The sequence below is a fragment of the Sorangium sp. So ce367 genome, assembly GCF_051520455.1.
Lineage (GTDB): Bacteria > Myxococcota_A > Polyangia > Polyangiales > Polyangiaceae > Sorangium > Sorangium cellulosum_B.
The window spans coordinates 868,719-892,078 of record NZ_CP150334.1 but is presented as its reverse complement, the minus strand read 5'-3'; the positions used below and the strand labels follow the sequence as shown (position 1 = coordinate 892,078).

At 72.4% G+C, this 23,360-nt stretch carries 20 protein-coding genes; 8 read left to right on the top strand and 12 right to left on the bottom strand.

Features of this window, described 5'->3' with window-relative positions; all coding sequences use genetic code 11:
* The first annotated feature begins 76 nt into the window (after positions 1-76).
* The 3 genes from serB (at position 77) to WME97_RS03375 (ending at position 4,690) form a co-directional block, all read left to right on the top strand.
* On the top strand, positions 77-1,261 hold the full coding sequence (serB, locus tag WME97_RS03385) for a phosphoserine phosphatase SerB (protein WP_437549495.1): 1,185 nt from the start codon (positions 77-79) through the stop codon (positions 1,259-1,261).
* A gap of 283 nt (positions 1,262-1,544) precedes the next feature.
* Positions 1,545-2,564, top strand: a complete 1,020-nt coding sequence (locus tag WME97_RS03380) for a LacI family DNA-binding transcriptional regulator (RefSeq protein WP_437549493.1) — start codon at positions 1,545-1,547, stop codon at positions 2,562-2,564.
* A 188-nt stretch (positions 2,565-2,752) separates the two neighbouring features.
* Complete coding sequence (locus WME97_RS03375; RefSeq protein WP_437549491.1) at positions 2,753-4,690, top strand: glycoside hydrolase 5 family protein; 1,938 nt, start codon at positions 2,753-2,755, stop codon at positions 4,688-4,690.
* A gap of 23 nt (positions 4,691-4,713) precedes the next feature.
* Here WME97_RS03375 and WME97_RS03370 read toward each other — a convergent pair whose 3' ends face one another.
* The 3 genes from WME97_RS03370 to WME97_RS03360 form a co-directional block, all read right to left on the bottom strand.
* On the bottom strand, positions 4,714-5,397 hold the full coding sequence (locus WME97_RS03370) for an extensin-like domain-containing protein (RefSeq protein WP_437549489.1): 684 nt from the start codon (positions 5,395-5,397) through the stop codon (positions 4,714-4,716).
* Between the two features lie 316 nt (positions 5,398-5,713).
* On the bottom strand, positions 5,714-7,909 hold the full coding sequence (locus WME97_RS03365) for an ABC transporter permease subunit/CPBP intramembrane protease (protein ID WP_437549488.1): 2,196 nt from the start codon (positions 7,907-7,909) through the stop codon (positions 5,714-5,716).
* Positions 7,910-7,915: 6 nt separating this feature from the next.
* The gene (locus WME97_RS03360; protein WP_437549486.1) at positions 7,916-8,701 is read right to left on the bottom strand and encodes an ABC transporter ATP-binding protein; all 786 of its coding nucleotides are present in this window, start codon (positions 8,699-8,701) and stop codon (positions 7,916-7,918) included.
* Positions 8,702-8,901: 200 nt separating this feature from the next.
* On the opposite strand from WME97_RS03360, the gene WME97_RS03355 reads away from it, so the two are divergent.
* The 4 genes from WME97_RS03355 (at position 8,902) to WME97_RS03340 (ending at position 13,492) form a co-directional block, all read left to right on the top strand.
* A complete protein-coding gene (locus WME97_RS03355) occupies positions 8,902-9,126 on the top strand; it encodes a hypothetical protein (RefSeq protein WP_157907469.1) in 225 nt (74 codons plus the stop codon).
* Between the two features lie 84 nt (positions 9,127-9,210).
* A complete protein-coding gene (locus tag WME97_RS03350; RefSeq protein ID WP_437549484.1) occupies positions 9,211-10,431 on the top strand; it encodes a hypothetical protein in 1,221 nt (406 codons plus the stop codon).
* A gap of 258 nt (positions 10,432-10,689) precedes the next feature.
* Positions 10,690-11,517, top strand: coding sequence for a bifunctional hydroxymethylpyrimidine kinase/phosphomethylpyrimidine kinase (gene thiD, locus WME97_RS03345; RefSeq protein ID WP_437549482.1), 828 nt, complete (start codon positions 10,690-10,692; stop codon positions 11,515-11,517).
* A gap of 289 nt (positions 11,518-11,806) precedes the next feature.
* The gene (locus WME97_RS03340; RefSeq protein ID WP_437549480.1) at positions 11,807-13,492 is read left to right on the top strand and encodes a protein kinase domain-containing protein; all 1,686 of its coding nucleotides are present in this window, start codon (positions 11,807-11,809) and stop codon (positions 13,490-13,492) included.
* A gap of 182 nt (positions 13,493-13,674) precedes the next feature.
* On the opposite strand, the gene WME97_RS03335 is transcribed toward WME97_RS03340, so the two are convergent.
* From WME97_RS03335 to WME97_RS03300, 8 genes are all read right to left on the bottom strand, one after another.
* The gene (locus WME97_RS03335; RefSeq protein WP_437549479.1) at positions 13,675-14,256 is read right to left on the bottom strand and encodes a hypothetical protein; all 582 of its coding nucleotides are present in this window, start codon (positions 14,254-14,256) and stop codon (positions 13,675-13,677) included.
* 408 nt (positions 14,257-14,664) lie between these two features.
* The gene (locus tag WME97_RS03330; RefSeq protein ID WP_437549477.1) at positions 14,665-15,237 is read right to left on the bottom strand and encodes a hypothetical protein; all 573 of its coding nucleotides are present in this window, start codon (positions 15,235-15,237) and stop codon (positions 14,665-14,667) included.
* A gap of 322 nt (positions 15,238-15,559) precedes the next feature.
* On the bottom strand, positions 15,560-16,894 hold the full coding sequence (locus WME97_RS03325) for a tolB protein (protein WP_437549475.1): 1,335 nt from the start codon (positions 16,892-16,894) through the stop codon (positions 15,560-15,562).
* Positions 16,885-17,745 (bottom strand): TonB C-terminal domain-containing protein, encoded by an 861-nt coding sequence (locus WME97_RS03320; RefSeq protein ID WP_437549473.1) that lies wholly within the window; start codon positions 17,743-17,745, stop codon positions 16,885-16,887. The genes WME97_RS03325 and WME97_RS03320 overlap by 10 nt, the downstream gene beginning before the upstream one ends.
* Positions 17,742-18,239 (bottom strand): biopolymer transporter ExbD, encoded by a 498-nt coding sequence (locus WME97_RS03315; protein WP_437549471.1) that lies wholly within the window; start codon positions 18,237-18,239, stop codon positions 17,742-17,744. Before WME97_RS03315 ends, WME97_RS03320 begins: the two co-directional genes overlap by 4 nt.
* Positions 18,240-18,260: 21 nt before the next feature.
* Positions 18,261-19,001 (bottom strand): MotA/TolQ/ExbB proton channel family protein, encoded by a 741-nt coding sequence (locus tag WME97_RS03310; RefSeq protein ID WP_437549469.1) that lies wholly within the window; start codon positions 18,999-19,001, stop codon positions 18,261-18,263.
* 152 nt (positions 19,002-19,153) lie between these two features.
* Positions 19,154-19,702: an OmpA family protein gene (locus tag WME97_RS03305; protein WP_437297730.1), complete on the bottom strand. Its 549-nt coding sequence runs from the start codon at positions 19,700-19,702 to the stop codon at positions 19,154-19,156.
* A 10-nt stretch (positions 19,703-19,712) separates the two neighbouring features.
* Positions 19,713-20,426 (bottom strand): hypothetical protein, encoded by a 714-nt coding sequence (locus tag WME97_RS03300; protein ID WP_437549467.1) that lies wholly within the window; start codon positions 20,424-20,426, stop codon positions 19,713-19,715.
* Positions 20,427-20,688: 262 nt separating this feature from the next.
* Between WME97_RS03300 and WME97_RS03295 the strand changes: the two genes are divergently transcribed.
* Positions 20,689-22,506 (top strand): glycoside hydrolase family 15 protein, encoded by a 1,818-nt coding sequence (locus WME97_RS03295; protein ID WP_437549465.1) that lies wholly within the window; start codon positions 20,689-20,691, stop codon positions 22,504-22,506.
* A 30-nt stretch (positions 22,507-22,536) separates the two neighbouring features.
* Here the strand turns inward: WME97_RS03295 and WME97_RS03290 are convergent, their stop codons facing one another.
* Entirely contained in the window at positions 22,537-23,349 is an 813-nt protein-coding gene (locus WME97_RS03290; protein ID WP_437549463.1) for a hypothetical protein, read from the bottom strand.
* Positions 23,350-23,360 lie beyond the last annotated feature (11 nt).

Sequence of the window (23,360 nt, the reverse complement as noted above, 5' to 3'; positions counted from 1 at the left end):
TGAAGCATCGTTTTGCTTCGTGCAGCGAGCTATCGGCGTCGACCCTGCCGCGCGGCGCTGTTAAGGGGGCTCCGGCATGGCAGTCTCGTCCGATCCGATACTCGTCACCGTCACCGGCAGGGACCACCCCGGCATCACCGCTCGGCTCACGGGCATCCTCAGCGATATCGGCGCCACGCTGCTCGACATCGAACAGGTGGTGGTGCACGGAAACCTGAACCTCGCGCTCCTCGCGCTCTTCCCCGAGACACGCAGCGGACTCAAGGAGCTGCTGTTCGCCGCGAAAGAGCTCGGCGTGACGCTCGACTTCAAGCCGCTCGACGGGGGCGCGCCACGGCGCGCGCCAGGGAGCCGGTACGTGGTGACAGCCATCGGCCGCGAGCTCGGCGCAAAACCGCTGCACGACGTGGCCTCCACACTCGCTGCCCACGGCGCGAACATCGAGAAGATCGCGCGGCTGTCGGTCGAACGCCTCTCGTCGGTGGAGATCCAGGTGCTGCTCCAGCGCGAAGAGGAGGCCGACACCCTCAAGCAGGCCCTCCTCGCCCTCGCGACGCAGAACAGCTTCGATCTCGCGCTGCAACGCGAGGGCCTCTTCCGCCGGAGCAAGCGGCTCGTCGTGATGGACATGGACTCGACACTCATCCGGATCGAGGTGATCGACGAGCTGGCGCGCGCGAAGGGCGTGGCGGAGGAGGTGGCGAAGATCACCGAGCGCGCGATGCAAGGGGAGATGGATTATGACGAGTCGCTCCGCCAGCGGCTCTCGCTGCTCCGCGGCCTCGACGTCGGCGTACTGCGGAAGCTCGCCGCAGAGCTCCCCATCACCGAGGGCGCAGAGACGCTCATCCGGGTGCTGAAACGGCTCGGCTACCGGACGGCGGTGATCTCCGGCGGCTTCTCGATCGCAGCGGAAGCGCTGAAGGCACGGCTCGGGATCGACTACGCCTACTCGAACGCGCTCGAGGTCGCGAACGGACAGCTGACCGGCCGGGTCACAGGGCCGATCGTCAACGCGCAACGCAAGGCCGAGCTGCTCGAGACCATCGCCCAGGCAGAAGGCGTGTTGCTCGATCAGACCATCGCCGTGGGCGACGGCGCCAACGATCTCCTGATGCTGCAAAGGGCCGGCCTCGGCGTCGCGTTCCGCGCAAAGCCCAAGCTGCGAGAGGCCGCCGACACGTCCCTCTCCGCAAGCGGCCTCGACGCCATCCTCTTCCTGCTCGGCATCACCGAACGCGAGCTCCTCGAGGTGGCGTGAACAGCGCGACACGGCCCGTCCGCCCAGCAGCGGAGTCCCACGGGACACAGCGCCGCGCTTGACAGCGGCGCGCTGACCGGGCCCCCGCGGCCGTCCAGCACGGCGCCTCGCCTGGCCAGGCGACGGTGTGGGAGGGGCTGCGCTGGGCTCGTCGCTCGCTCGCGGCGCTCGGCCCTGCGCGGCGTTCGGCTCGCCAGCGGGCCGTCGTGCTATCCACCGGGGCCATGCGGCGGAGCGGGTTCACACGGCAGGCGCGCTCCGTCGCCTGGAGCGGAGGTGAGGCGTGAAGCGTCCGACGATCACGGACATCGCGTGGCGGGCGGGGGTATCCAAAGGAGCGGTGTCGTATGCGCTGAACGGCAGGCCCGGCGTGTCGGAGCCGACGCGCGAGCGGATCCTGGCCATCGCGGCGGAGCTGGGCTGGCAGCCGAGCAACGCGGCGCGGGCGCTCTCCGACGGCCGCGCCGGCGCCGTCGGCCTGGTCATCGACCGGCCCGCGCACATGCTCGGCATCGAGCCGTTCTTCATGCAGCTCATCTCCGGCATCGAGGCGGAGCTGTCCGAAAAGGCCGAGGCGCTGCTGCTCAAGGTCACGGAGGATCGCGTGGCCGAGGTGGAGACCTACCGCCGCTGGTGGGCCGAGCGGCGGGTCGACGGGGTGATCCTCGTCGACCTCTGCGACGACGATCCGCGCGTGAAGCTGATCGAGGAGCTGAAGCTCCCGGCGGTGGTGATCGGCGGGCCGGCAGGCAAGGGGCAGCTGCCCGGGGTGTGGAGCGACGACGCGAGCGCCATGCGGGCCGTCGTCGACTACCTGGCCGCGCTGGGCCACCGGTCGATCGCGCGGGTCGCCGGCCCGGCCGAGTTCGTGCACACCGCGGTCCGCACCAAGGCGTTCACCGCAGCCGCGCGCCAGCGGCGCCTGGATCGGGTGCAGACGGTCCACGCCGACTACACGGGCGAGGCAGGCGGCCAGGCCACACGGCGGCTCCTGGCCGAGGCCTCGCCGCCCACAGCCATCGTCTTCGACAACGACGTGATGGCCGTGGCCGCGCTCGCGGTCGCCCACGAGATGCGCGTCCCCGTGCCGGAGCGCCTCTCGATCGTGGCCTGGGACGACTCGGCGCTGTGCCAGCTCGTCCACCCCGCCCTCACCGCGGTGCGCCGCAACATCGCCGAGCACGGCTCCCGCGCCGCCGCGCTGCTCCTCCGCCTCGTCGCCGGAGAACCGGTCACCGACGACGAGTGCAGCGCGCCGACGCTCGCGACGCGGGGCAGCACCGCCCCGCCCCCCCGCGCATGAGCCGGCCTGGCCCGAGCGAGGGCCCGGCCCCCCGCACGGGCGCGTAGACTGAACCGATTAAGTGGCGTAAACTGAACCGATTAAGTCACCTGCCCGTCGCTCGCGCAGCGAGCGCGCGGCCCGCGCCGCGAGCAGCGGGACGGACGGTGTTCGAGAGCGCCGCTCTGCATGACCAGGACGTGAGGACTATGCACCGCAATTTCGCCAAAGTCGCAGTTCGTCAACAGGCGGTCGCCTGGCTGGGGGCCAATTTCTGGTCGAGGCGCGGCGGCCCGCTCATGTGGCAGAGCTACGATCCGTTCGTGGTCCGGGAGGAGCTCCGGGTGCTCGCCGATCACGGACTGACCATGACCCGGTCGTTCTTCTACTGGCCGCACTTCATGCCGGAGCCGGACCGGATCGACGAGGACTGCGTCGCGCGTTATGCCGATTTCCTCGCGGCGCACGTCGAGGCGGGCCTCACGACGATCCCGACCCTCCTCGTCGGCCACATGTCCGGCGAGAACTGGGACCCGGCCTGGCGGCGCGGGCGGGACCTCTACGGCGACGTGTGGATGGTGGCCCGGCAGGCCTGGTTCGCCGAGCAGATGGCGCGGCGCTTCGCGGGGCACCGGGCGGTGACGGGCTGGCTCGTCTCCAACGAGATGCCGATCTACGGCGAGCGCGAGCGCTCGATCCGCGAGAACGTCACGAGCTGGGCGAGCCTGGTCGTGCAAGCGCTGCGGGCCGGCGGGGCGAGCCAGCCGATCTCGATCGGCGACGGCGCGTGGGGCATCGAGGTCACGGGGAACGACAATGGGTTCTCCGTCCGCGATCTCGGCGCGCTCGTCGACTTCCTCGGCCCGCACGTGTACCGGATGGAGAACGACCTGGCGCGCCAGCACTACGGCGCGGCGTTCGTCTGCGAGCTCACGGGCTTCCTCGGCAAGCCCGTGGTGCTGGAGGAGTTCGGCGTGTCGTCGGCCTTCGCGTCCGACGAGAACGCCGCGCATTACTACCGGCAAGTCCTCCACAACACGCTGCTGGCCGGCGCTACCGGGTGGATCGGCTGGAACAACACCGATTTCGATCTCATCCACCAGGATCCCTACAGGCACCACCCCTTCGAGCTCCACTTCGGGCTGACGACCGTCGAGGGCCGCCCCAAGCCGCAGCTCGAGGAGATGGCCCGCTTCGCCAAGGTGCTCTCCGACATCGACGTCCTCGGCTGTGAGCGCGAGCCGGCCGACGCGGCGCTGATCGTCCCGTCGTACCTGGAAGGCGCGTTCCCGTTCACGGAGGCCGAGGACCGCAGCTACCTGTTCACGATGCTGCGGCAGGCCTACATCGCGGCGAAGGAGGCGGACCTGCCGGTCGGGCTGACGCGGGAGCGGGACGGGATCGCGGAGGACTGCCGGCTTTACCTGTTGCCGTCGGCCAAGCAGCTGACCGCGCCCACATGGCACCTCCTGGAGCGGCTGGCGTCGGCCGGCGCGGTCGTCTACGCGTCGTACTGCCACGGCACCCACGGGTCGCAGCGCGGGCCGTGGTACGCGCACCTCAACGCGATGTTCGGCGTCGAGCACCAGCTGCGCTACGGGATGATCGATCCGATCGAGGACGATCGCGCGAAGCTCACCTTCGAATGCCAGTTCGGCACGATCGCGGCGGGCACGACGCTCACGTTCCCGGTCTCCGGCACCGAGCACAGCCGCGCTTACCTGCCCGTGCGCTCGAGGGGCGCGGAGGTCGTCGCGGTCGACCAGCGCGGCCGGCCGGCGCTGCTGCGGCGCAAGATCGGGAGCGGCAGCGTCGTGCTCTGCACGTATCCGATCGAGCACTTCGCCGCGGCGACCCCGCGGATCAACCCGGAGCCGACCTACAGGATCTACGACGCGCTCGCCGAGCTCGCCGGCGTGAAGCGACCGGTGACGGTGGACGACCCGCGCGTCGCGGCCGACACGCTGCGCCACCGGGATGGCCGCCGCTTCGTGTTCCTTGTCAGCCAGGCGGATCAGCCGCTCTCTGTGAAGCCCGCCGCGGCCTCAGGGCACCTGACCGAGCTGGGAGGCAAGTCCCCGGTCCACGCCGTGGAGCTCGCGCCGTACGACGTGCGGATCCTCGAGCTGCGGCCGGAGCCGCGGTAAGCGCGGGGCCGCCAGCCGTGGCCTCAGTACCAGCGCGGCGTGCCGCAATCGATGTGTAGGTGGTCCCGGTGGCTCGCGTCGAAGTCCGGCCCGAGGACGCGCGCGGCCGCCCCCTCGGCGCGGAGCCGGCGGGTCACGCCCCGGAGGAAGCGGCCCTCACGGGTGCTCGGGTCGTCCCCGTGGAGCACGTAATCGCGGAGCACACTGATCGCGCGGCCGCGCTTCGGCGAGAAGCGCGCGATATCGAATGCATTGCCGAACGAGTGCTCGCTCAGCCCCTCGCTCCACGGGCGCATCCTGCCGACCACTTCGCGGCAGGCATAGCTCCCCAGGGTGTTGATGCGGATGATCTGCGAGCTCAGGTGCGCCTCGGCCTCTTCCTGGATCACGCGCTCCATATCGGCCAGCCGGAGGGCGAGCGAGCAATCGACTTGCAGCGGCGGCGAGTAAACGATGCCGGTCGGCCCGCGGCTCAGCAGCACGCCGTGGGGGATGCCACACCCCTTCTTGTTGGGCTTCTCGGTGTCCGGCAGCGACTGGAACCGCGCCCCCGCAACCTTGAGGGCGTCGCGGCAATCCGCCCCCGCGGCCGCGGCGATGTGGTTCCACTGGCGCTGCGCCCGCGGCGGCCGCTCGCGGAGGCCAGCAGCGTCGGCGAGGTGCTCGATCCAGGGGCCGGCCCATCCCGGCGATGTCGGCGGCGTCACGGGTGGTCCTGCGGCACCGGTGGGCGCTGCTTCCGGGGAGACCGGCGCACTCCCGGCCTCCACCGGTGCTGCTCCAGCGAGGGCTGGCGCGCCGCCGGGGGCCGGTGCGGCGAGACGGCCGGGTGCGGTTCCTCCGCGCTCCGCGAGCGTGGGACCGCCGTGAGAGCAGGACAGCGCCAAGGTCATCGCCGCCGCGGCGAGCCCCGGAAGAAAGCGTGCGTGCACATCGATGTCCGTACCGCCGCGAGCGGCCGGCGCAAGGTGCGCGGTTCTCCGCCACGCGCTCTCGCTCACACTGCTGCCGCGTTCGCCAGCCTCAGCCCTGTGCCGCGCTGCCTCCGCCGGCCGCTCCCCCGCGACGCTCGCGCTCGTCCATCTTCGCCTTCCCTTCCGGTTCCGGTTCCGGCGCGCTCGGCGCCGAGAACCGAAGCAGGAGCAGCCCGGCCAACGAGACGACCATCCCCGCGAATGTGATGCTCCACGGCAGGACCTCTCCTTCGAGGAGACCTTGCGCCCATGACGGCTTGAAATAGAGGAGCGACACCGCGAGCCCGTTGTTCAGGGCGTGAAGCAGCGCTCCGGGCAGCACGGAGCCGGTGCGGTGGCGCGCGTAGCCGAGCGCCAGCCCGAGCGAGAACGTCGGCAAGAGCCGGTACACCGACCCGTGCGCGAGCCCGAAGAGGAGCGCCGATACGCCGATCGCCACCGCGGGCCCGGCGCGGCGCAGGCCTGCGTAGACGAGGCCGCGGAACAGGAGCTCCTCGCAGACGGCCGGCGTGACGGCGACGAGCAGCAGGACGACGGGGTACGGCTGCCCGCCGAGCAGCACGAGCTCGCCCAGCTCACGGGCGAACGGCTCCGGCGCGGGGAACCAACGGAGGACGGTGCCGCCGATCGCGGCCCACGCCGCGACCCCGAGGAGCAGCGCCCCGGCGAGGCCCCGGATCGAGGCCGGCCTGAGGCCGAGCGTCGCCCGCGGCGAGTAGCCGAAGCCGGCGACCAGCGCGAGGGTCGGGACCAGGAAGAAGCCGACCTGTGAGACCGCGAGCTGGACCGCCACGCTGGTGCGGGCGATGAGCAGGCTGCCATAGAAGAAGAGCACCTGGACGCCCGCGAACGCCGCCAGCGAGAAGCCCGCCGAGGGCGCCCCGCCGGCCCGGCGCCCCAGGCCGAGCACGGCGCGCGCCGGCTCGTGCCCCCCGAGGAGCACGCTCTCGCGCTCGAAGACGCGCGCGGCGAAGAGGAGCGCGAGGCACGCATAGAGCGCCGAGGAGACGAGCGCCGTGAAGAGGAGATCGGCCGGCGCCTCTCCGACGAACAGCGCCTTGATCAGCACCGCGATGTTGAGGACCGGGGCGTAGGCCGTCCACGGGTTGAGCTCGACCACCGGCAGGGCCGTGATGCCGGCGAGCAGCGAGAGCGGCAGGTACGCCGGCATGAGCGCGTTCTGACCGTCCTTGAAGTCCTTCGCGAACACGGCGAGCGCGAGGAACAGCGCCGAGAACAGGAGCGTGACCGGCACGAGCAGCACGAACGTCAGCGCGAAGGTGCCGGGGCCGACGACCATCGCGTCGGGCAGCAACCGGCTCACCGTGAGCGACATGCTCACCACGTTGCCGAGCGCGGTGAGCAGCGAGATGACCCACACGGCCAGGAACTTGCCCGAGATGATCTCGATGGGCCGCACGGGCGCGCACAGCAGCGTCTGCATCGTGCCGCGCTCCTTCTCGCCCGCCGTCAGATCGATCGCCGGGAGGAAGCTGCCGAGGAGCGACATCAGGATCAGCAGCATCGGCATCATCGCGCCGAGGATCTGGCCGACCTTGCGGCTGTCCGCCGCGACGTCGCGCGGCACGACGTCGAACGCGCGCGAGAACCCCTCGGGCAGGTCGCGCTCCGCCTCTCGATCCGCCACGATGGCCCTGCGGGCGCGCTGCAGCGCGCCCTCGAGGCGCGCCTCTGCCGTGGCCGAGTCGGCGCGGACCGAGTCGAAGTAGATCGCGACGGCGCCCTTCCCGCCGCGCCCGAGCTCGGCCCCCATCGAGGGCCACGGCACGAGCACCGCGTCGACCTTGCGCTCGCTCACGGCGGCGCGCGCCGCGGCGAGCACGGGGTTCTCCGGCTCGATCCACCTCGCCGGCTCGGCCTCCGCCTCGGGGGGCGCCGCCTCGCCGTCGTCCGGCGCGGGCTCTGGCCCCGCCGGAGGCGCGAGCGCCCCGGAGAGGAGCCCCTCGCGCACGTCGGGGGGCGCGCCGGCCCACGGCGCGAGCTCGATCTTGCCCGCAGCGGAGAGCCTCGCCTGCAGGCCCTCGGCGAGCTCCCCCCAGACCGCGATCCTGGACGGGCGCGCCTCGCGCGCGGCCGCCTCGACGCCGACGAGCTTGCTCATCGCGAGCGCGAAGAGCGGATAAAGGAGGAGCGGGACCACGACGAGGCGCACGAGCGTGCGCCGATCCCGGAGCGACTCGACGAGCTCCTTGCGGAGGATCGTCCATACGATGGCGAGCCTCACGGCGCCTCAGCCCCCTGCCGCGGGCGCGCCGGCGCGCTCGGGCGTGTCGCGCGCCGCGCCCGGGCGGCTCCGCTCCACGTGGTGGAGGAAGGCGTCGGTCAGGTTCGTGGTGCCGGAGCGCCCGAGGAGCTCGGGCAGGGTGCCGGCGTCGACGACGCGCCCCTCGTGCATGAGGGCGATGCGGTCGCAGAGGTACTCGGCCTCGCTCATGATGTGCGTCGAGAAGAGGATCGCCCTGCCCGCGGCGCGCTCGCGCCGGATCGACGCGACGATGAAGCGGCCGCTGAGGATGTCGAGCGCGGTCGTCGGCTCGTCGAGGATGAGCACCTCCGGCTCGTGGAGGAACGCGCGCGCGATGTTGGCGCGCTGCTTCTGCCCCGTGGAGAGCGTGCCGCACGGCCGCGACGCGAACGCGTCCATCTCCAGATCGGCCACGAGCGCGTCGATCCGGCGCGAGAGCGCCGCCTCCTCCATGCCATACAGCCGACCGAAGTAGCGGAGCACCTCGCGGGGCGTGAGCCGCTGGTAGAGCTGCGTGTCCCCGGAGAGGAAGCCGAGGCGCTGCTTCGCCTCGAGCGGCCTCGCGGCCAGGTCGACGCCGCCGACCAGGATCTGCCCCTGGTCGGGCGACAGGATGCCGGCGAGCATCCGCAAGGTCGTCGTCTTACCCGCGCCGTTCGGCCCGAGCAGCCCGACGACCTCCCCGGCGTACACGGCGAGATCGACCCCGTCCACGGCCGTGACGCCGCCGTACCGCTTCACCAGATGCTCGGCGCACAGGGCGGGGCGCATGGAAGCGTCTCCTAGTTCGGCCCGCGGCGCGGCGCAAAGCGCCCGTCGGACGGCCCCGCACGCAGCGCGTGCCGCGGCGCGCCGCCCCTCTGCTCGCACCGCCCGGTCGCCTCCGTCAAGGCGGCGTCGCGGCGCCGCCCCCTCGACGTCCGCCGCGGCCCCCCTAGACTACGCTGACGTCCATGCCAACGAGCCCGTCGATGCCCTATCGCGACCGTACGACGCCCGAGCCGGTCCAGTGCCCCTGCGGCCATGGTCGCGATCATTACATGGTGAGCGCCGAGGCGGAGTACCGCGTCCTCGGGTACATCCAGCTCGCGTTCGGGATCTCGGCCCGGCCGACGAAGGTGAAGTACAGGTGCCGGCGCTGCGACACGGTCTTCGCGACGACGAAGGATCCCGCGGTCCTCGACAAGCATTACTGACGCCGAGGCCTCCAGCGCGATCAGGCCCCCTCCCCCGTGCCGTGGTCGCCTCGCTCGGCGCGCCCTGTGGCATACTCGTCGCCGATGCGGCAACGGCTCTTCACGATATCGCTCGTGCTGCTCGGCGCGGTGGCCCTCCCGGCCGGCTTCCTGGCAGTCGCCTGCTCACCGGCGGAGCGCTCGTTCGGCGACAGCGGCGGCGGCGGGAGCGGCGGCGCGTCGCCGACCGGCAGCGGCGGTGCGTCGCCGACCGGCAGCGGCGGTGCATCGCCGACCGGCAGCGGCGGCGCGTCGCCGACCGGCAGCGGGACTGGGGGCGGCGTGAGCGCCGGCGAAGGCGGGGGAGGAGGAACGGGCGCAGCTGGCGGAGGGGACACGCAACCATTGCCCCCGGAGGTCGTCGCCACCGGCCTTGACGACCCGTACTCGATCGCGGTCGACGACCAGAGCGTCTTCATCCTCTCCACTTCCACGCTGCTGCGTTGCCCCCTGGCAGGCTGCCCGGCTCCGGTGGTCCTCGCCGAGGGGCTCGGGCCTCCCACGAGCGCCGCCATCGCCTCTCCCTACCTCGTCGCGGTGGATCCGAATTTCGTGCACTGGCTGAGCTCCCCGAACGACGGAGGGTCGCGCCGCTACTACCGATGTCCGGCGGCCGGTTGCTTCGGCAAGTCGCCGGTGGAAGTGTTGGAGTCCATCGTGAGCAACCTGAACCAGATCCAGGTGAGCGACGACGGCGTGGCGCGCATCTCGGATAAGTTCGATGTCATCGAGTGCGATAACGGCCAATGCCAGCGGATCCGCTGCGTGAGCGCGGACGGGATCCGTTCGTTCGTCATGGATGGGACGACCGTGTACTGGGCCCACGCCACCGATCCAGGAGGCGTCTATTTCTGCAATCCCGGCACTACGGACGGCGCGATCCAGCTCCACGCCGAGCACGGCGTCGTCATGGCGATCCACGACGGGATTCATTACGTAATGAACGCGGTCAAGAATACCATTTTCGCGTGCAAGAAGACCGGGTGCGGCGGCAGCCCGACGACCTTCGTCGAGGGCGAGCCGTCGTTGACCAGCATGGCTGTCGGCCCCACAGGCGTGTACTGGACCGCTCTCGGCACGGGCATGAGCGCAGACGGCGTCGTCAAGATGTGTCCGCTGGACGGCTGCGGCGGCGGCCCTCGGGTCATCGCCTCGAACCAGGCGCGGCCGACGAGCGTCCGCCTCCGGAACGGCTTCGTCTACTGGTCCAACCGCGGCTTGTCCGGGAGCCCGATGTCGGGTGAGATCGTGCGCGCTGGCCTCTGACGCACGGCCGAGATCGCGGCGCGGGCGCCTGCGCTCGCGGCGGCGAGCAGAGCGCGACCTGCCGCCGGCCCGACCTCCATGGCCGGCGGCCCGCGGCCCTCTCGCGCCGCCAGCAAGAAGCCCTCGCCACTCGCTGCGTTTCAGGACACCCTGCGCGCTCGCCATGCGCGCCTCTCGCAGCTCGCTCCCCGCTCTCCCAGCGCACCTGCCGCGCGGGGGCCGACCGGCCTCCGCGACCGCCCGCCGCCGGAGCGCGCCATGAAAGGACGCGTCCTCATCGTCGCCGGCTCCGACTCGGGCGGCGGCGCAGGAATCCAGGCCGATCTCAAGGCGGTCACCGCGCTCGACGCGTTCGGCGCGACGGCGATCACCGCGCTCACCGCCCAGAACACCCGCGGCGTCGACGCCGTGTTCCCGGTGCCGCCCGACTTCATCGGTCGCCAGATGGAGGTCGTGCTCGACGACATCGGCGCGGACGCCATCAAGACCGGGATGCTCCACTCGGCCGAGGTCATCGACGAGGTCGCGCGCGTCTACGAGCGCCTCGGCCGCGGCGCGCCGCTCGTGGTGGACCCGGTGATGGTCGCCAAGGGCGGCGCCCGGCTGCTGAAGCCCGACGCCGAGGGCGCCCTGCGCACCCGGCTCCTGCCGCTCGCGGCGCTGCTCACGCCGAACATCCCCGAGGCCGAGGCGCTGACCGGCGTGGTCATCGACAGCGTGGACGCCATGCGCAGCGCCGCAGCGCGGCTGCTCGCCATGGGTCCGCGCGCCGTGCTGCTGAAGGGGGGCCACCTCCCGGGCGCGACGGTCGTCGACGTCCTCCGGGTCGCGCCGGGGCCCGGCGGCGCCGGGCTGCCGGAGGGCGAGCAGCTGTTCGAGGACGCGCGCATCGAGACGCGCGCGACCCACGGCACGGGCTGCACGCTCGCATCGGCCATCGCCGCGGGTCTCGCCCAGGGTCTCGCCCTCGTCCCGGCGATCGGGCGCGCGAGGCGCTACCTCCGCGAGGCGATGCGCTCCGCGCCGGGGCTCGGCCAGGGCCACGGGCCGCTGAACCACGCCCACACGGCGCGGCCGTTCCCCTGAACAGCGCGGCGCGCCGCGCGCGTCTGTGGACGGGCGCGACGGGCGCGACGGCCGCGACGACCACGGCGGCCCCGCGCCGCGGGCCCCGCACGGCGGCCCGGCGGCTCTGCGAAGGAGCGGCGGGGCGGCCCGGTGCGGCGCCGGACGGGCCGCGTGCAGCGCTTGTGCAACGACTCGTTGCGCCCGGCGCTCGAATGGACGACCCTGCGCGCAGTCCGTATCGGCGTCCCGGCGCGTCTCCTTCGGCGCCGTCGCGGAGCTCTTCCTCACCCTTCGTGCGCCCGTGGCCGTGACCAAAGATCCCCTCCCTCCCATCGACGTCGGAACGGTCATCAACGACCGCTACGAGGTCCTGAAGAGCATCGGCAAAGGCGGCATGGGGGAGGTGTTCTTGGCCTTCGACCGCCTGACCCAGCAACAGGTGGCGCTCAAGGTGGTGCCCGAGGCCTCCGCCATGCCCGGCGACGACGAGGCGCTGCGGCAGGAGGTGATCCTCGCGCAGAAGGCCCGCCACCCGAACGTCTGCCGCGTGCACGACCTCGCCCCGAGCCCGTGGGGCCCCATCCTCGTGATGGAGTACATCCCCGGGCAGACGCTCCACAACCACATCCGCAAGCGCAAGACGTCGGGCGGGTTCAGCGCCGACGAGTTCCGAAAGATCTCGACCGACGTCTGCGCGGGGCTCGCCGCGATCCACCAGCAGGGGCTCGTGCACGGCGATCTGAAGCCCGGGAACGTGATGGTCGCCGACGATCGGGCGGTCATCCTCGACTTCGGCTTCGCGAAGGAGCGCGCCCGCGCCGCCGTGCGCAAGCCGGGGGCGCCTCCGGACGGCGGCACGCCTCACTACATGTCGCCGGAGCGGCTGCGCAGCGGCGGCGCGAGCCCGGAGGACGACGTCTACGCGGCGGCGCTGACGCTCTGGGAGATGTGGACCTGCCGCGTCCCCGAGCCCGGCTACAAGCCGCGGCTCAAGACGATGAAGCAGCAGATCACGTTCGACGTGCCCGCCGCGCTGACGAACGACGAGATCAGGCAGATCTTCCGCGCGCTGAACCCGGATCCGCAGATGCGCCCGCAGGCGCGGCACATGCGGTTCTTCAACCCGACGCAGACCACGACCGCGCCGATCCAGCTGCCGCGCGAGCGCATCGATCCCGGCCCCGCGCCTGGGCGGGCCATCAAGACGCAGTTCACGCCCGGCGCGCAGTCGCTGCTCATCACGTACGCCACGAACGCGCCCGACAGCGTCACCACCCTGTTCCCGCTGCAGAAGCCGGTGCTCTCCATCGGCCGCCGCAGCGATCAGGACCTCGTCCTGGCCGAGGCGACCGTCTCCGGTTCACACGCGCTCCTCCGCTGGCAGACGGGCTCCTGGCTGGTCGAGGATCTCAACAGCACGAACGGCACGTACGCGGACTTCCCCTTCGAGCGCAAAGCGCAGGTCTCGCTGCTCCATGGGGCCGAGGTGCAGCTCGGCGAGTGCCGTCTCATGGTGGTCACGTTCGGGCCCGACTCGCCGCACCACGACAAGGCGAAGCGTTACCTCGCCCGGCGCGACGGCCTCACGGGGCTGCTCGTGCGCGAGTACCTGATGAAGGCCATCGACGAGGACGGCTTCTTCGCCGAGTGGGCCGAGGTGCCGATGCAGATCGCGCGCTTCGAGCTCCGCGGCCAGAACGGCCTCGTGAGCTTGCGCCCGACGATCCTCGAGATGCTCGCGCTGCGCAAGGCCGCGCTTCAGGTCGTCGATTTGACCCAGACGCTGCTGCTCAGCCTGACGCCGGCCGCGGCCGGGCGCACCGGCCCGCTCACGTTCGTCGTCTCCATCGTGGGTCCCAACCTGGACGAGGCCCAGCACGTGGTCGAGCAGGTCGTCGCGCAGGTGCAGGGCACGCTCCCCGAGACGCTCGAGCTGACCGCCACGCTCGTCAAGTGCGAGCCTGGCCGCCCCGCGCGCACGCTGATCGACTGAGGCAGACCGCCGGGTCGTCGCTCGACCGTCGCTCGACCACCGGGCGGTTGCTCGCGCGCGCTCCGTCACGAAGGCACGGAGCCCATCACCAGGCGCACCGCGCCGGCAGCACGCCACGCAGCACTGCACCCTGCGAGCGCTCTTGCGCAACGGGGCCGCTCCCAGGCCGGAGCAGCAAGCGGCTACTGGACGGCGAGCGGATGCTGGGCGGTGAGCGGCTGCTGGGACGGCCCGCTGCAGGCCTCGCCCGGAGCGGCGACGCGATCGAGCACCACCTCGCCGGACGACTTCCGGACGTCGATCTCGCCCTGCCAGACGAGCTCTGCGCTGCCCTGAGCGTCGACGACGTCGCGCAGCAGCCGCACGTAGACCTTGCGCTGGGCGACCTCGGGGATCGCCACCGCGAAGTCGAACGCGCAGACCGAATCACACCTCGGGTTCGCCGCGTCGGGCTCGTCCCGCTCGGTGATCTCGTAGATGCTGTCGATCCTGTCGACGTGCATCGCGCGCTGGCCGCAACAGTTGAGCAAGAGCCGGCTGTTCGCGATCTTCAGAGCGCCGCTCGACGGGTCATAGCGCCAGCGCAGGACCTCGGCCCCGCAGTAGCTCTCCTCCCCCTCGGAGGCGAGCCGCCGCTCCGGATCCACGAACCCGCCGGCCTCGCTCACGAGCCCCACCTGCGCGGGCTCCGCTTCCAGGCACGCGCTCAGAGCAAGCAGCGACCCCACCGTTGCAAGCGCTCCACAGACCCCCAGGTACTTCATGCCCCGATTTCCTTGGCTGTCCCGCGACACTGTCAAAATACGCCCAAAAGGCAAAGAACCAGGGCCTCTAGAAACGCGCTTCACGTATCCGCTACTTGCGCCTAGGGATTCAGCTGCAAGCCAACGTACATAAGGTGCGCACATGCGCCGCACCCCGGAGCAGCTGCACGCACATTCGAGTATGATCTACGGGTTTCTGGAAACCTTGTCCAGGCGAAAGTGGCAGAGTTAGCCCGATTCTCTGACCATGAACGTCATGGTCGACCAAGCTCCTCCACCATCCTCCATCATCCCACCCCATGACGCGCTGCCGTGCGCTGCCATGCGCGGCGGGACATTCGCGAGGTCCCCCGGCCGACCGCGGACGCGAGGTGCTGCGAAGCGATCCGAGGGCGTGTGTTCAGCGCCTCATCGCGCGGCGACCGTCTTGCTGCGCTGGCGCGGGGAGCCCTTCGCCTGGCAGCCGGCTTCCGCGGGGGTTTCGTCGAGGACGACCGCGCCGGCAGAGACACCCAGATCGAGGGAGCCGCTCCAGATCACGGCCGGGCCGCCCTGCTGATCGACGACGTCGCGCAGCAGCTTCACGTAGACCTCGCCCCGCGGGACGTCGCGCACGCCGACGGACAGATCGAAGGCGCACTGCTCGCTGCAGCGACCTCCGGCGCCGTCCGGCGCGTCCCGCTCGGTGACCTCGAAGAGGCTGTCGATCCTCTCGACGTGGATCGCGCGCTTCCCGCAGCAGTCGAGCATCAAACGGGCATCGGCAAGGCGGAGCGTCGCCGCCGGCTCATCGTACTGCCAGCGCAGCACCTCGGCGCTGCAGTAACCCCCGTCCTCTGCCGCGGCGAGCCGGTGCTCCGGGTTCCTGAACCCCCCCTGCTCGCTGATCCTCGCCTCCTGAACGGCCGCCACCTGGCTGCAGCCACCGGCGCAGAAGGCCCAGACGATCGCGATGGCGGTCCAGATACGGCTCGACACCATGCACTTCTCCATTTCCTCTTGGCTGGCTGGCCAGGGCGGTTCGTCCCAGTTTCGGTGCAATTTTCCAGCCAACTCTCCCCCTGAGCAGTCCGGAGGCTAACCGCGAGCGACGCGGCGGGCCAAGGAAGCGGGGGCTGCGAGCGGTCTCCCTTCACCCTCGCTCGCAGCAGGGGCGTGGGAGGGCGCGCAGGAACTACCCACGTTAGACGTGCCCGGACGTAAAAAGTTGTCGGGGAGAGAACGCCTGGCTCAGCCACGATGCGGGCGGCCCTCGATCGGACACACGCCGGATGTCCGGGCCGTGCCCTGCGGCTCGCCCGCGTCAGTTCTTCGCTTCGACGGCCTTGCCGGGCGGAAGGGGATCCCAGCGCAGCGAGTCCCCGAGGAGGTTCGAGATGCGCTTCGGGCGCTGCCCGTCGACGCGCATGACGTAGAGCCCTGGCCCCTCGCCGGAGGTGCGCGTGGAGAAGAACGCCACGAGCCGCCCGTCGGGGCTGCAGGCCGGGTACCCGTTCCTGCCCTGATTCTGGGTCAACCGCACGAGGCCGCCGCCCGTCTCCCCCGAGGCGACGAGGTCGGTGTTCTTTCCCACGCCGACGGCATAGACGGCCTTCACGCCGTCGGGGTGGTTGCAGAACGTGGGCGCCGAGGCGAAGAGCCCGTCCGGAGAGATCGCCTTGCCGCCGACGTAGATGCGCTGTCCGTACCTGCCCTCGCCGGAGAAGGCGAGCTTGCCGGTCGGCGTGAACACCGGGTGGAGCGCCATCCCCACCTCGGACGCCGGCTTGATGCTCTGGAGATCGGGCCCGGAGAACAGCTTGATCGTCGACCCCACCCCGATGCTGAGGGCGACCTGGGCGCGATCCTTCGAGAACGCGATCCCGTAGACAGAGCCCTTCACGGGCAGCGCGAGCGGGCCGCCGGCGGGCGTGAAGACCTTGTACTCGTCGCCCTTCACGCTCGCCGCGTAGTGGAGCTGCTCGTTCTTCCCGAACGCAGGGGCGATGGCGGTCTGGTCGGGCGGCGAGACGGCCCTGGCGTCATGGCCGTCGGCGTCGATCGTGAAGACACGCCGCAGCGCGCCCGAGCCCGAGGCGAACGTCATGTGGCTGGCGAAACCGCCGCTCTGGCCGGTGAGGGCGCCGATCAGCTGGTCGGCCACCCGGTGCGACTCGAAGCGCACGTCGCGGAGGGGCACGATGAACTTCTTGTCGAACACCGGGGCCTGCCCGCGGTTCACCAGGAACGCCTGGCCGACGAGCTCGACCTTGTCAGCGGCGACCTTCTTGCCGCTCACGCTCACGACCGCCTCGACCCCCTTCGCGGACCACGCCTTCACGTCCACGGGGCTGTCAGAGAGGTACAGGCCGTCGGGCGCGGCGCTGTCGGGCAGCACCTCGAACTCGCCGCACAGCTCGAGGTCGCGCCGGACCACGCTGTGGATCGTCACGTCCTCGGGGTCCGAGACGAGCGACGGCAGGACGCCGATCTTCGGGAGCGGGCGCGTCGCGCCGGCCACGACCGTGATGTGGCCGAGCAGCTCATCCGGGTTGGGCGGCGCCGCCGAGGAGGCCGGCGCCTGCGCAGGAGCAGGGGGAGCAGCGAGCGCGGCGGCGGCGAGCGCCAGGGCGCCGAGGGCGTATCGAGCTAGTCGCATGTGGTCTCTCTACAGACGAACGTGACGCTGACCTGCTTCTGCCCGAGGTTGGGATAATTCTCGGGCGGCGGCGGCAGCGCCTGCCCCTTCGCCGCCTCGAGGGTCGCCTGCGCGGCCGCGTCGAAGGCGGGATTCCCGCTCGGCGTCAGCGTGTAGCTCACCATCTGCCCGTCGGACAGCACGATGACCGCGCGCGGCTTGTGCTTCGTGAGCTCCTCCGGCGGGAGCCCCGAGCCGTTCACGCGGAACCTGCTCGAGAACCAGCCCGCGATGCGGGCCAGGTACAGATCCACAGCGCGCGCCTTGAGGGGATCGGTCTCGGTCCCCTCCTTCACGCCGTCCTCGTGGCCCTCCTGGTCCACGTTGGCGGCCGGGGCGGCGTCGGTCTTCGGATCGAGCTCGGTGTCGACCTGCTTCGCAATCTCGGCGTCGGGCGGCGGCGGCGCGGTGCCCGCGTCCGCGATCTTGACCTCCGGGGGCGGGATGTCCGCCTCGGTCTTGCCCGCGCTCGGCGACACGAACGCCTTCTGCTCGACGCGCGGCTTGGGCGTCTGGCGCACCCACCGGTCGGGCAGCTTCATCTTGTCGCGCGTGCCGCCCAGCTTGAGCAGCGGCGTGTCCATGTCGAGCACCGGCACGACCTTCACCGGGACGCTCGGCCCCTTCTCGATCTCGGGCGCCGCCGCGGGCACCGTGAGGTCGGCCAGGCTGACCGCGACGGCGGCCCCCGCCTGCACGGCCATCGCCACCGCGACGGCGAGCGCGATGTCCCGCGGGCGGAAGTCGCTCGCAGGCCGGCGCTGTCCTGACGGCGTCCTCGGTCCGGGCGCGCGCGCCGCAGCCGTGCTCACGGCGCGGCTCCCCCGGGCCGCGGCGCGGCTCCCCCGGGTCGCGGCGCCGTTCCCCCGGGCGGCGGCGGCGCGCCCTCCGGCTCGATCTCCGGCTGGACGAGGAGGTTCAGGCCCTCGACCCCCGCGGCCCGGGCGGCGGCGACGACGCGCGCCACGGCGCCGTAGCGGGCGTCCTTGTCGGCGCGGATGTAGAGCTCCTTCTCCTTCTGCACGCGCCCGTTCGAGGCGAGCACGCCCTCGATGTCGGCGGTCGCGTCGTCCTCGCCGAAGAGGATCTTCTCTTCCTTCGTGACGGTCACGACGAGCTTCGTGTCCTTCGTCGGCGCCTCCTCGGCGGAGACGTTGGGCAGCTCGACCCGGAGCCCGGCCGTGAGCAGCGGGGCCGTGACCATGAAGACCACGAGGAGCACGAGCATCACGTCCACGAGCGGCGTGACGTTGATGTCGCTGAAACCGCCGCCGCCGCGCCGCCTGCGCCCTCCACCGACCGACATGCCCATGATCCGCCCCGCCCCTCAGCCCTTCGGCATCACCGGCGTGGGCCGGTCGCTCGACCGCTGGAGCGCCAGCGGGATGGACTCCTGCATCCCCCGCGCGGAGAGCGACGCGATCTCCACCCAGCCCTCGCTCGCGGCCTCGAGCGCGGCGAGCAGGTCGTCGACGCGCTTGTTGATCCCGTTGTACGCGATGACCGCCGGGATCGCGGCGAACAGCCCGATCGCGGTCGCGATGAGCGCCTCGCCGATGGCCGGGGCGACGACGGGCAGCGACGCGCTCTTCTGCTGACCGATGCGGAGGAACGCGTCCATGATCCCGTAGACCGTGCCGAACAGGCCGATGAACGGCGACGCCGCCGCGATCGACGAGAGCGTCGGCATGAGCGCGCTCGCCCGCTGCGTCTCGGTCACGATCGCCCGCTTCGCGATCGAGTCGAGGAGCCGGCTCGTCCCGACGCGGCGGCTGAGCTCCATCACGACGCGGGCGCCTGGCGCGTCCGCGTGCCGCTGCGCGAGCGCGAACAGCTGATCCGGCGAGTGGGCGTGCGCCGACTCCTGCTCGAACCGCGCCTGCAGAGAGGCGAGCCGCGCGAGCTGGAGGACCTTGAGGACGGCGATCACCCAGACGAGGATGGCCGCGAAGATCAGCAGCCACACGACCAGGAAGACGGGACCGGAGGCGTGGAGGACCAGGGAGACGGGATCGAGCTTGATCGGGACCGTCGTCGCCGGGTCAGGGGCGCTCTGCAGGAAGGCCATTTCGATCTCTTCGGGTCAGGGAGTCGGCTCGTCAGGGTTCCGCGCGCGCGGCCCCGTTCAGTGGAGTTTGCGGCCGCGGCGCCCTCTCTCGCCTGGAAGCGCGGCCGTGGCCCTCTTCAAGTTCGCCCGGCGCCGCACGCGGCGCGCGGCGCTCAATCCGCGAGCAGGATGTCGACCTTCCGGTCGCGCGCCCAGCCCTCTTCGTCCGTGCCGGTCGCCTCGAACTCGCCCTTCGACGAGGTCGCGATGCGGCCCTGCTCGAGGCCCTTCTTGCCGAGGTACTCCGCGACGCTGCCGGCGCGCTTCTGGCCGAGGCCCAGGTTGTACTCCGTCTCCCCGCGGGGGTCGGCGTGGCCGATGAGCTTCATCCCCTTGCCCTTGAGCGGACCCGAGACGAAGCAGCGCGCGAGCGCGTCGAGCGCGCCCGCCGCCTCGCCCTCGATCGACGTCGAGTCGAACGCGAAGCGGGCGGTCGGTAGATCGCCGCAGGCCTTGAGGATCTTGTCGTCGATGCGGATCGAGCCGCTCGTCGGCTTCTCGGTGTCCTGCTTCGGGGCAGGCGGGGCGGCGGTCTTCGCCACCGGAGGGGGCGCGACGTCGCTGGCGACATTGGCCGGCGGCTGCGGATCGGAGCCGCAGCCGGCCGCGAAGGCGGCAAGGGGCGCCGAGACCACGAGGATCAACGCAGGCAGTTTTGTCATGGGCATGCCGTTACCACGCCGGGAGGCGCGTTGCAGCATTTTGAGCGCCCGCCGGCGAGCCGGCGCGCCCGGAGGACAGGCATTCCGTTAAAGTGCCGCGATGCATCGCGCGATCCATGCGCGGGAATATTTGGGGCACCAACGGGTTGACCCGCCCCGCGCCCCCCGGGCCCTCGGCTCCGCGCTCCTCTCGCTCGGCGCAGCGGCGTCGGTCGCGCTCGCCGCCCCTCACCCGGCGCGGGCCGAGGCGCCGGTGCAGCGCACGTTCTTTCGCCTGCCCTCGTCGAACGGCTTCGGCGCGGTGCTCCTCGATCTGGGCGCGGCGAGGCTCACCCACTTCCGCGAGCGCCTGTTCGCCACCGAGGAGCCGCTCCTCGACGAGCGCGGCGAGGAGGTCTGGATCGGCAACCAGCCGCAGGCCGTACGCACGCGCGATCTGCTCTACGACGCGTACTTCGGGCTGCGCTCCGACGGGCACCAGCGGTGGCTGACCGAGGTCCCCGTCGACCTCGACGCGAGCGGCTACGCCGGCTGGACCGACGGGCAGCGCGGCGGCACGGGCGTCGTCACGATGGTGCAGCGGGTCGGCAACCTCGAGTGCACCCAGCTCTTCTTCGCGCCGCGGGGCCTGCCGCAGGCGGGGTTCGTGATGGCGATGCGGGTCGAGAACCGGGGCGAGCGGCCGGCGGAGCGCGTGTCGGCGTTCTCGCTGCACAATTTCCACCTCGGCTTCGGTCGCCCGGGCGTGATGGCGGACATCGGCGAGTCGGGCGAGACCATCACCTACGACGCGAGCCAGGGCCGGCGCGACTTCCTCGAGCGCGCCTTCGCCGGCGTGGTGGTCGCGCGCGCTCGAGCCCCCCGCGCGCCACGGCGCCTCCAGGGCGGGCAGCCCGCCGGACCTCGACGTCTACCGGATCGTCGCGGACGACGGCGGCGCCGACCTGTCGGACCTCGACGGGGCCGCGCCCACCGCCGACGGCTCCGTGAGCGCGTTCCAGTGGGACCTCGGCAGCATCGGCCCCGGCGAGGCGCGGTGGGTCGGCGTGGCGTTCGCGCACCACGGCGACCCCTCGGGCGCGGCGGACCCGCTCGTGCAGGGCGCCCTCGACGCGTACCTCGGCGCGAAGCGCGCGGCGGAGGTGGTCGCGGACGAGATCGCCGCGTACAGCGCGTTCCAGGGCTCGATCCGGGTGCCGCCCTCGGCGTCGCCCGAGGAGGCGGCCTTGCTCCGGCAGTCGGCCGTGACGCTCCGGATGGCGCAGTCGCGCGAGAGCCACGCCTTCTTGCGCGAATACCTGACGCGGGACTTCGAGCCGCGCGCCACGCGCTTCGGCGCGACGCTCGGCGGACCGCCGGCCACGCTGCCGGCCACCATCGCCCACCGCGGCCACGGCGCCGTCCTCGCGAGCCTCCCGCCGGGCGAGTGGACGGTGGCCTGGATCCGCGACGGCGCCTACGCCACCGTCGCGATGGCCGCCCTCGGCATGCAGGCGGAGGCGCGCGACGCGCTGGGATTTTACCTCGACGCGGAGGCAGGGCGCTTCCAGGGCTGGAGCGAGCTCGCGTCGTACGACATGCCGCCGTACCAGATCAGCCTGGTGCGCTACCACGGCTTCGGCGTCGAGGAGACCGACTTCAACGACTTCGGCCCGAACCTGGAGCTCGACGGGTTCGGCCTGTTCCTCTGGGCGCTGCGCCAGTACGAGGATCTCACCGGGGATACGGGCTTCGTGGACGAGCGCTGGGCCGCCGCGTCGACGAAGGTCGCGGACGCCCTCGTCGCGCTCATCGATCCGGACACGGGGCTCGTCCGGAAGGACTCGTCGATCTGGGAGACCCACTGGAACGGGCGCGAGCGGTCGTTCGCGTACACGAGCATCACCGCGGCGCGGGGCCTGTGCGACGCGGCGGCCATCGCGGAGCGGCGGGGCGAGGCGGACCGGGCCGCGGCGTACCGCCGCGTAGCGGAGCGGCTGCGCGCCGCGATCGCCGCGCGGCTCACGGACGCCTCGGGCGCGCTCGCCGCGAGCCTGGAGGAGCTCGCGTCGGGCGCGGGCTACTGGGACGCGGCGGTGCTCGAGGGGATCGCGATGGGCCTGTTCGATCCGCAGGGGCGCATCGCCGCGGCCACGCTCGCCGGGCTCGACGAGCACCTGCGCGTCCCCGCGGGCGCCGGGTGGTCCCGGAACGACGATCGCACCGATCACGCCGGCGCGGACGACCTGAGCCCCTGGGGCAGCGAGTACGACAGCGCCGAGTGGGTCGTGACCGACCTGCGCGGCGCTGTCGCGGCGCGGCTCATGGGGGACGTCGCGCGCTCGGACCGGCTGCTCCGGTGGGTGCTCGATCAGTCGGCCGCGAACTACCTCGCGATCGCGGAGACCTACGACGAGATCCGCGGCACCTACAAGTTCAACGCGCCCATGGTGGGGTTCGGCGCGGGCGTCTACGCGCTCGCGCTCGCGGCGCGCGACGGGCTCGTCGTCGGCCCGGCCTGCGGCGCGTACTTCGAGGAGAGCGCCGCGAGCGGCGGCGCCGGCGGCGGCCCCCCGAGCACCGGCGCCGGCGGGGCGGGCGCCGGCGGGGCGAGCGCCACCGGAGCGGGCGCCGCCGGAGCCGACGCCGCCGGCGGTAGCGGCAACGACAGCAACGGCGGCGGCGACAGCAGCGGCGATCTCCGGGACGACGCCGGCTGCGGCTGCCGCCTCGCGAGCAGCGGCCCTGGCGCCGCGCCCTCGGCGCTCGCGGCGGCCATGGCCGCGGCCGGCCTCACGCGACGGCGCCGGAGGGCGCGGCGCTGACGCTCGCCGAGCGCGCGCCCTCGGCGCGGGCTATTCCTCGCTGGTGTCGGCCTGGCGCTGCGTCTCCGCAGCGGCGGGCGCCGGAGGATCGGCGACGGCGGCAGCCATCGCGTCGGTGAGCGACATCGGCGCCTGAGGCCGCGACACCTCCTCGGACGCGAGCGAAGGCGACGGCTGACGCTCAGGCCGGGCGCGGGCCCCCGAAGCGGCGGGCGGGCGCACACCCGCCCCGGAGGCCTCGCGCGCGCCCGCCTCCGGTGCGGCGCGCGGCTGCGGCGCCGTGGCGGGCTCGGCGGCGCTGGCCTCGTCCTCGTCGGCCGCTCGCGCGCGCGCGTCGAGCCCGCGCAGCGCCGTCCTCCGGGGGCCGGGCGCCTCGACCGGCGCGCGCACCTCGCGCGCGATCTCCCCGGCCCGGGATACGCCGCGCTGCGCTGCAGGCGGCACGTCATCCCTCGGCGCACGCGACATCCGGCCGACGATCAGCGTGAGCCCGACAGCGATCACCAGGGCGGCGGCCACGGTCGCCGCCGCGAGGATGCGCACGCGGGCCCGTGATCGCGCCAGCGAGGGCACCGCGACGGGCGCGAGCGCGTCGTGGACGCGCATCACGTCGCTCACGCTCGGCGCATCGAGCCCGACCGGCGCCGTGCCCGCGAACGCGCTCGAGGCGGTCGCCGCGGTCGACTCCGCGCCCCGGATCGCCTGTGGCGTCGTCAGGCCCACCGCCGCCGGAGCGACCGGGCCGCTGCCCGGCGCGACCGAGCCCGCCGCCGGCGCGCTCGTCGGCGGCGCGGCGGGAAGCGTCGCGATGAACGACTTCAGCGCGAGCGACCGGAGATCCATGATCGTCGGGT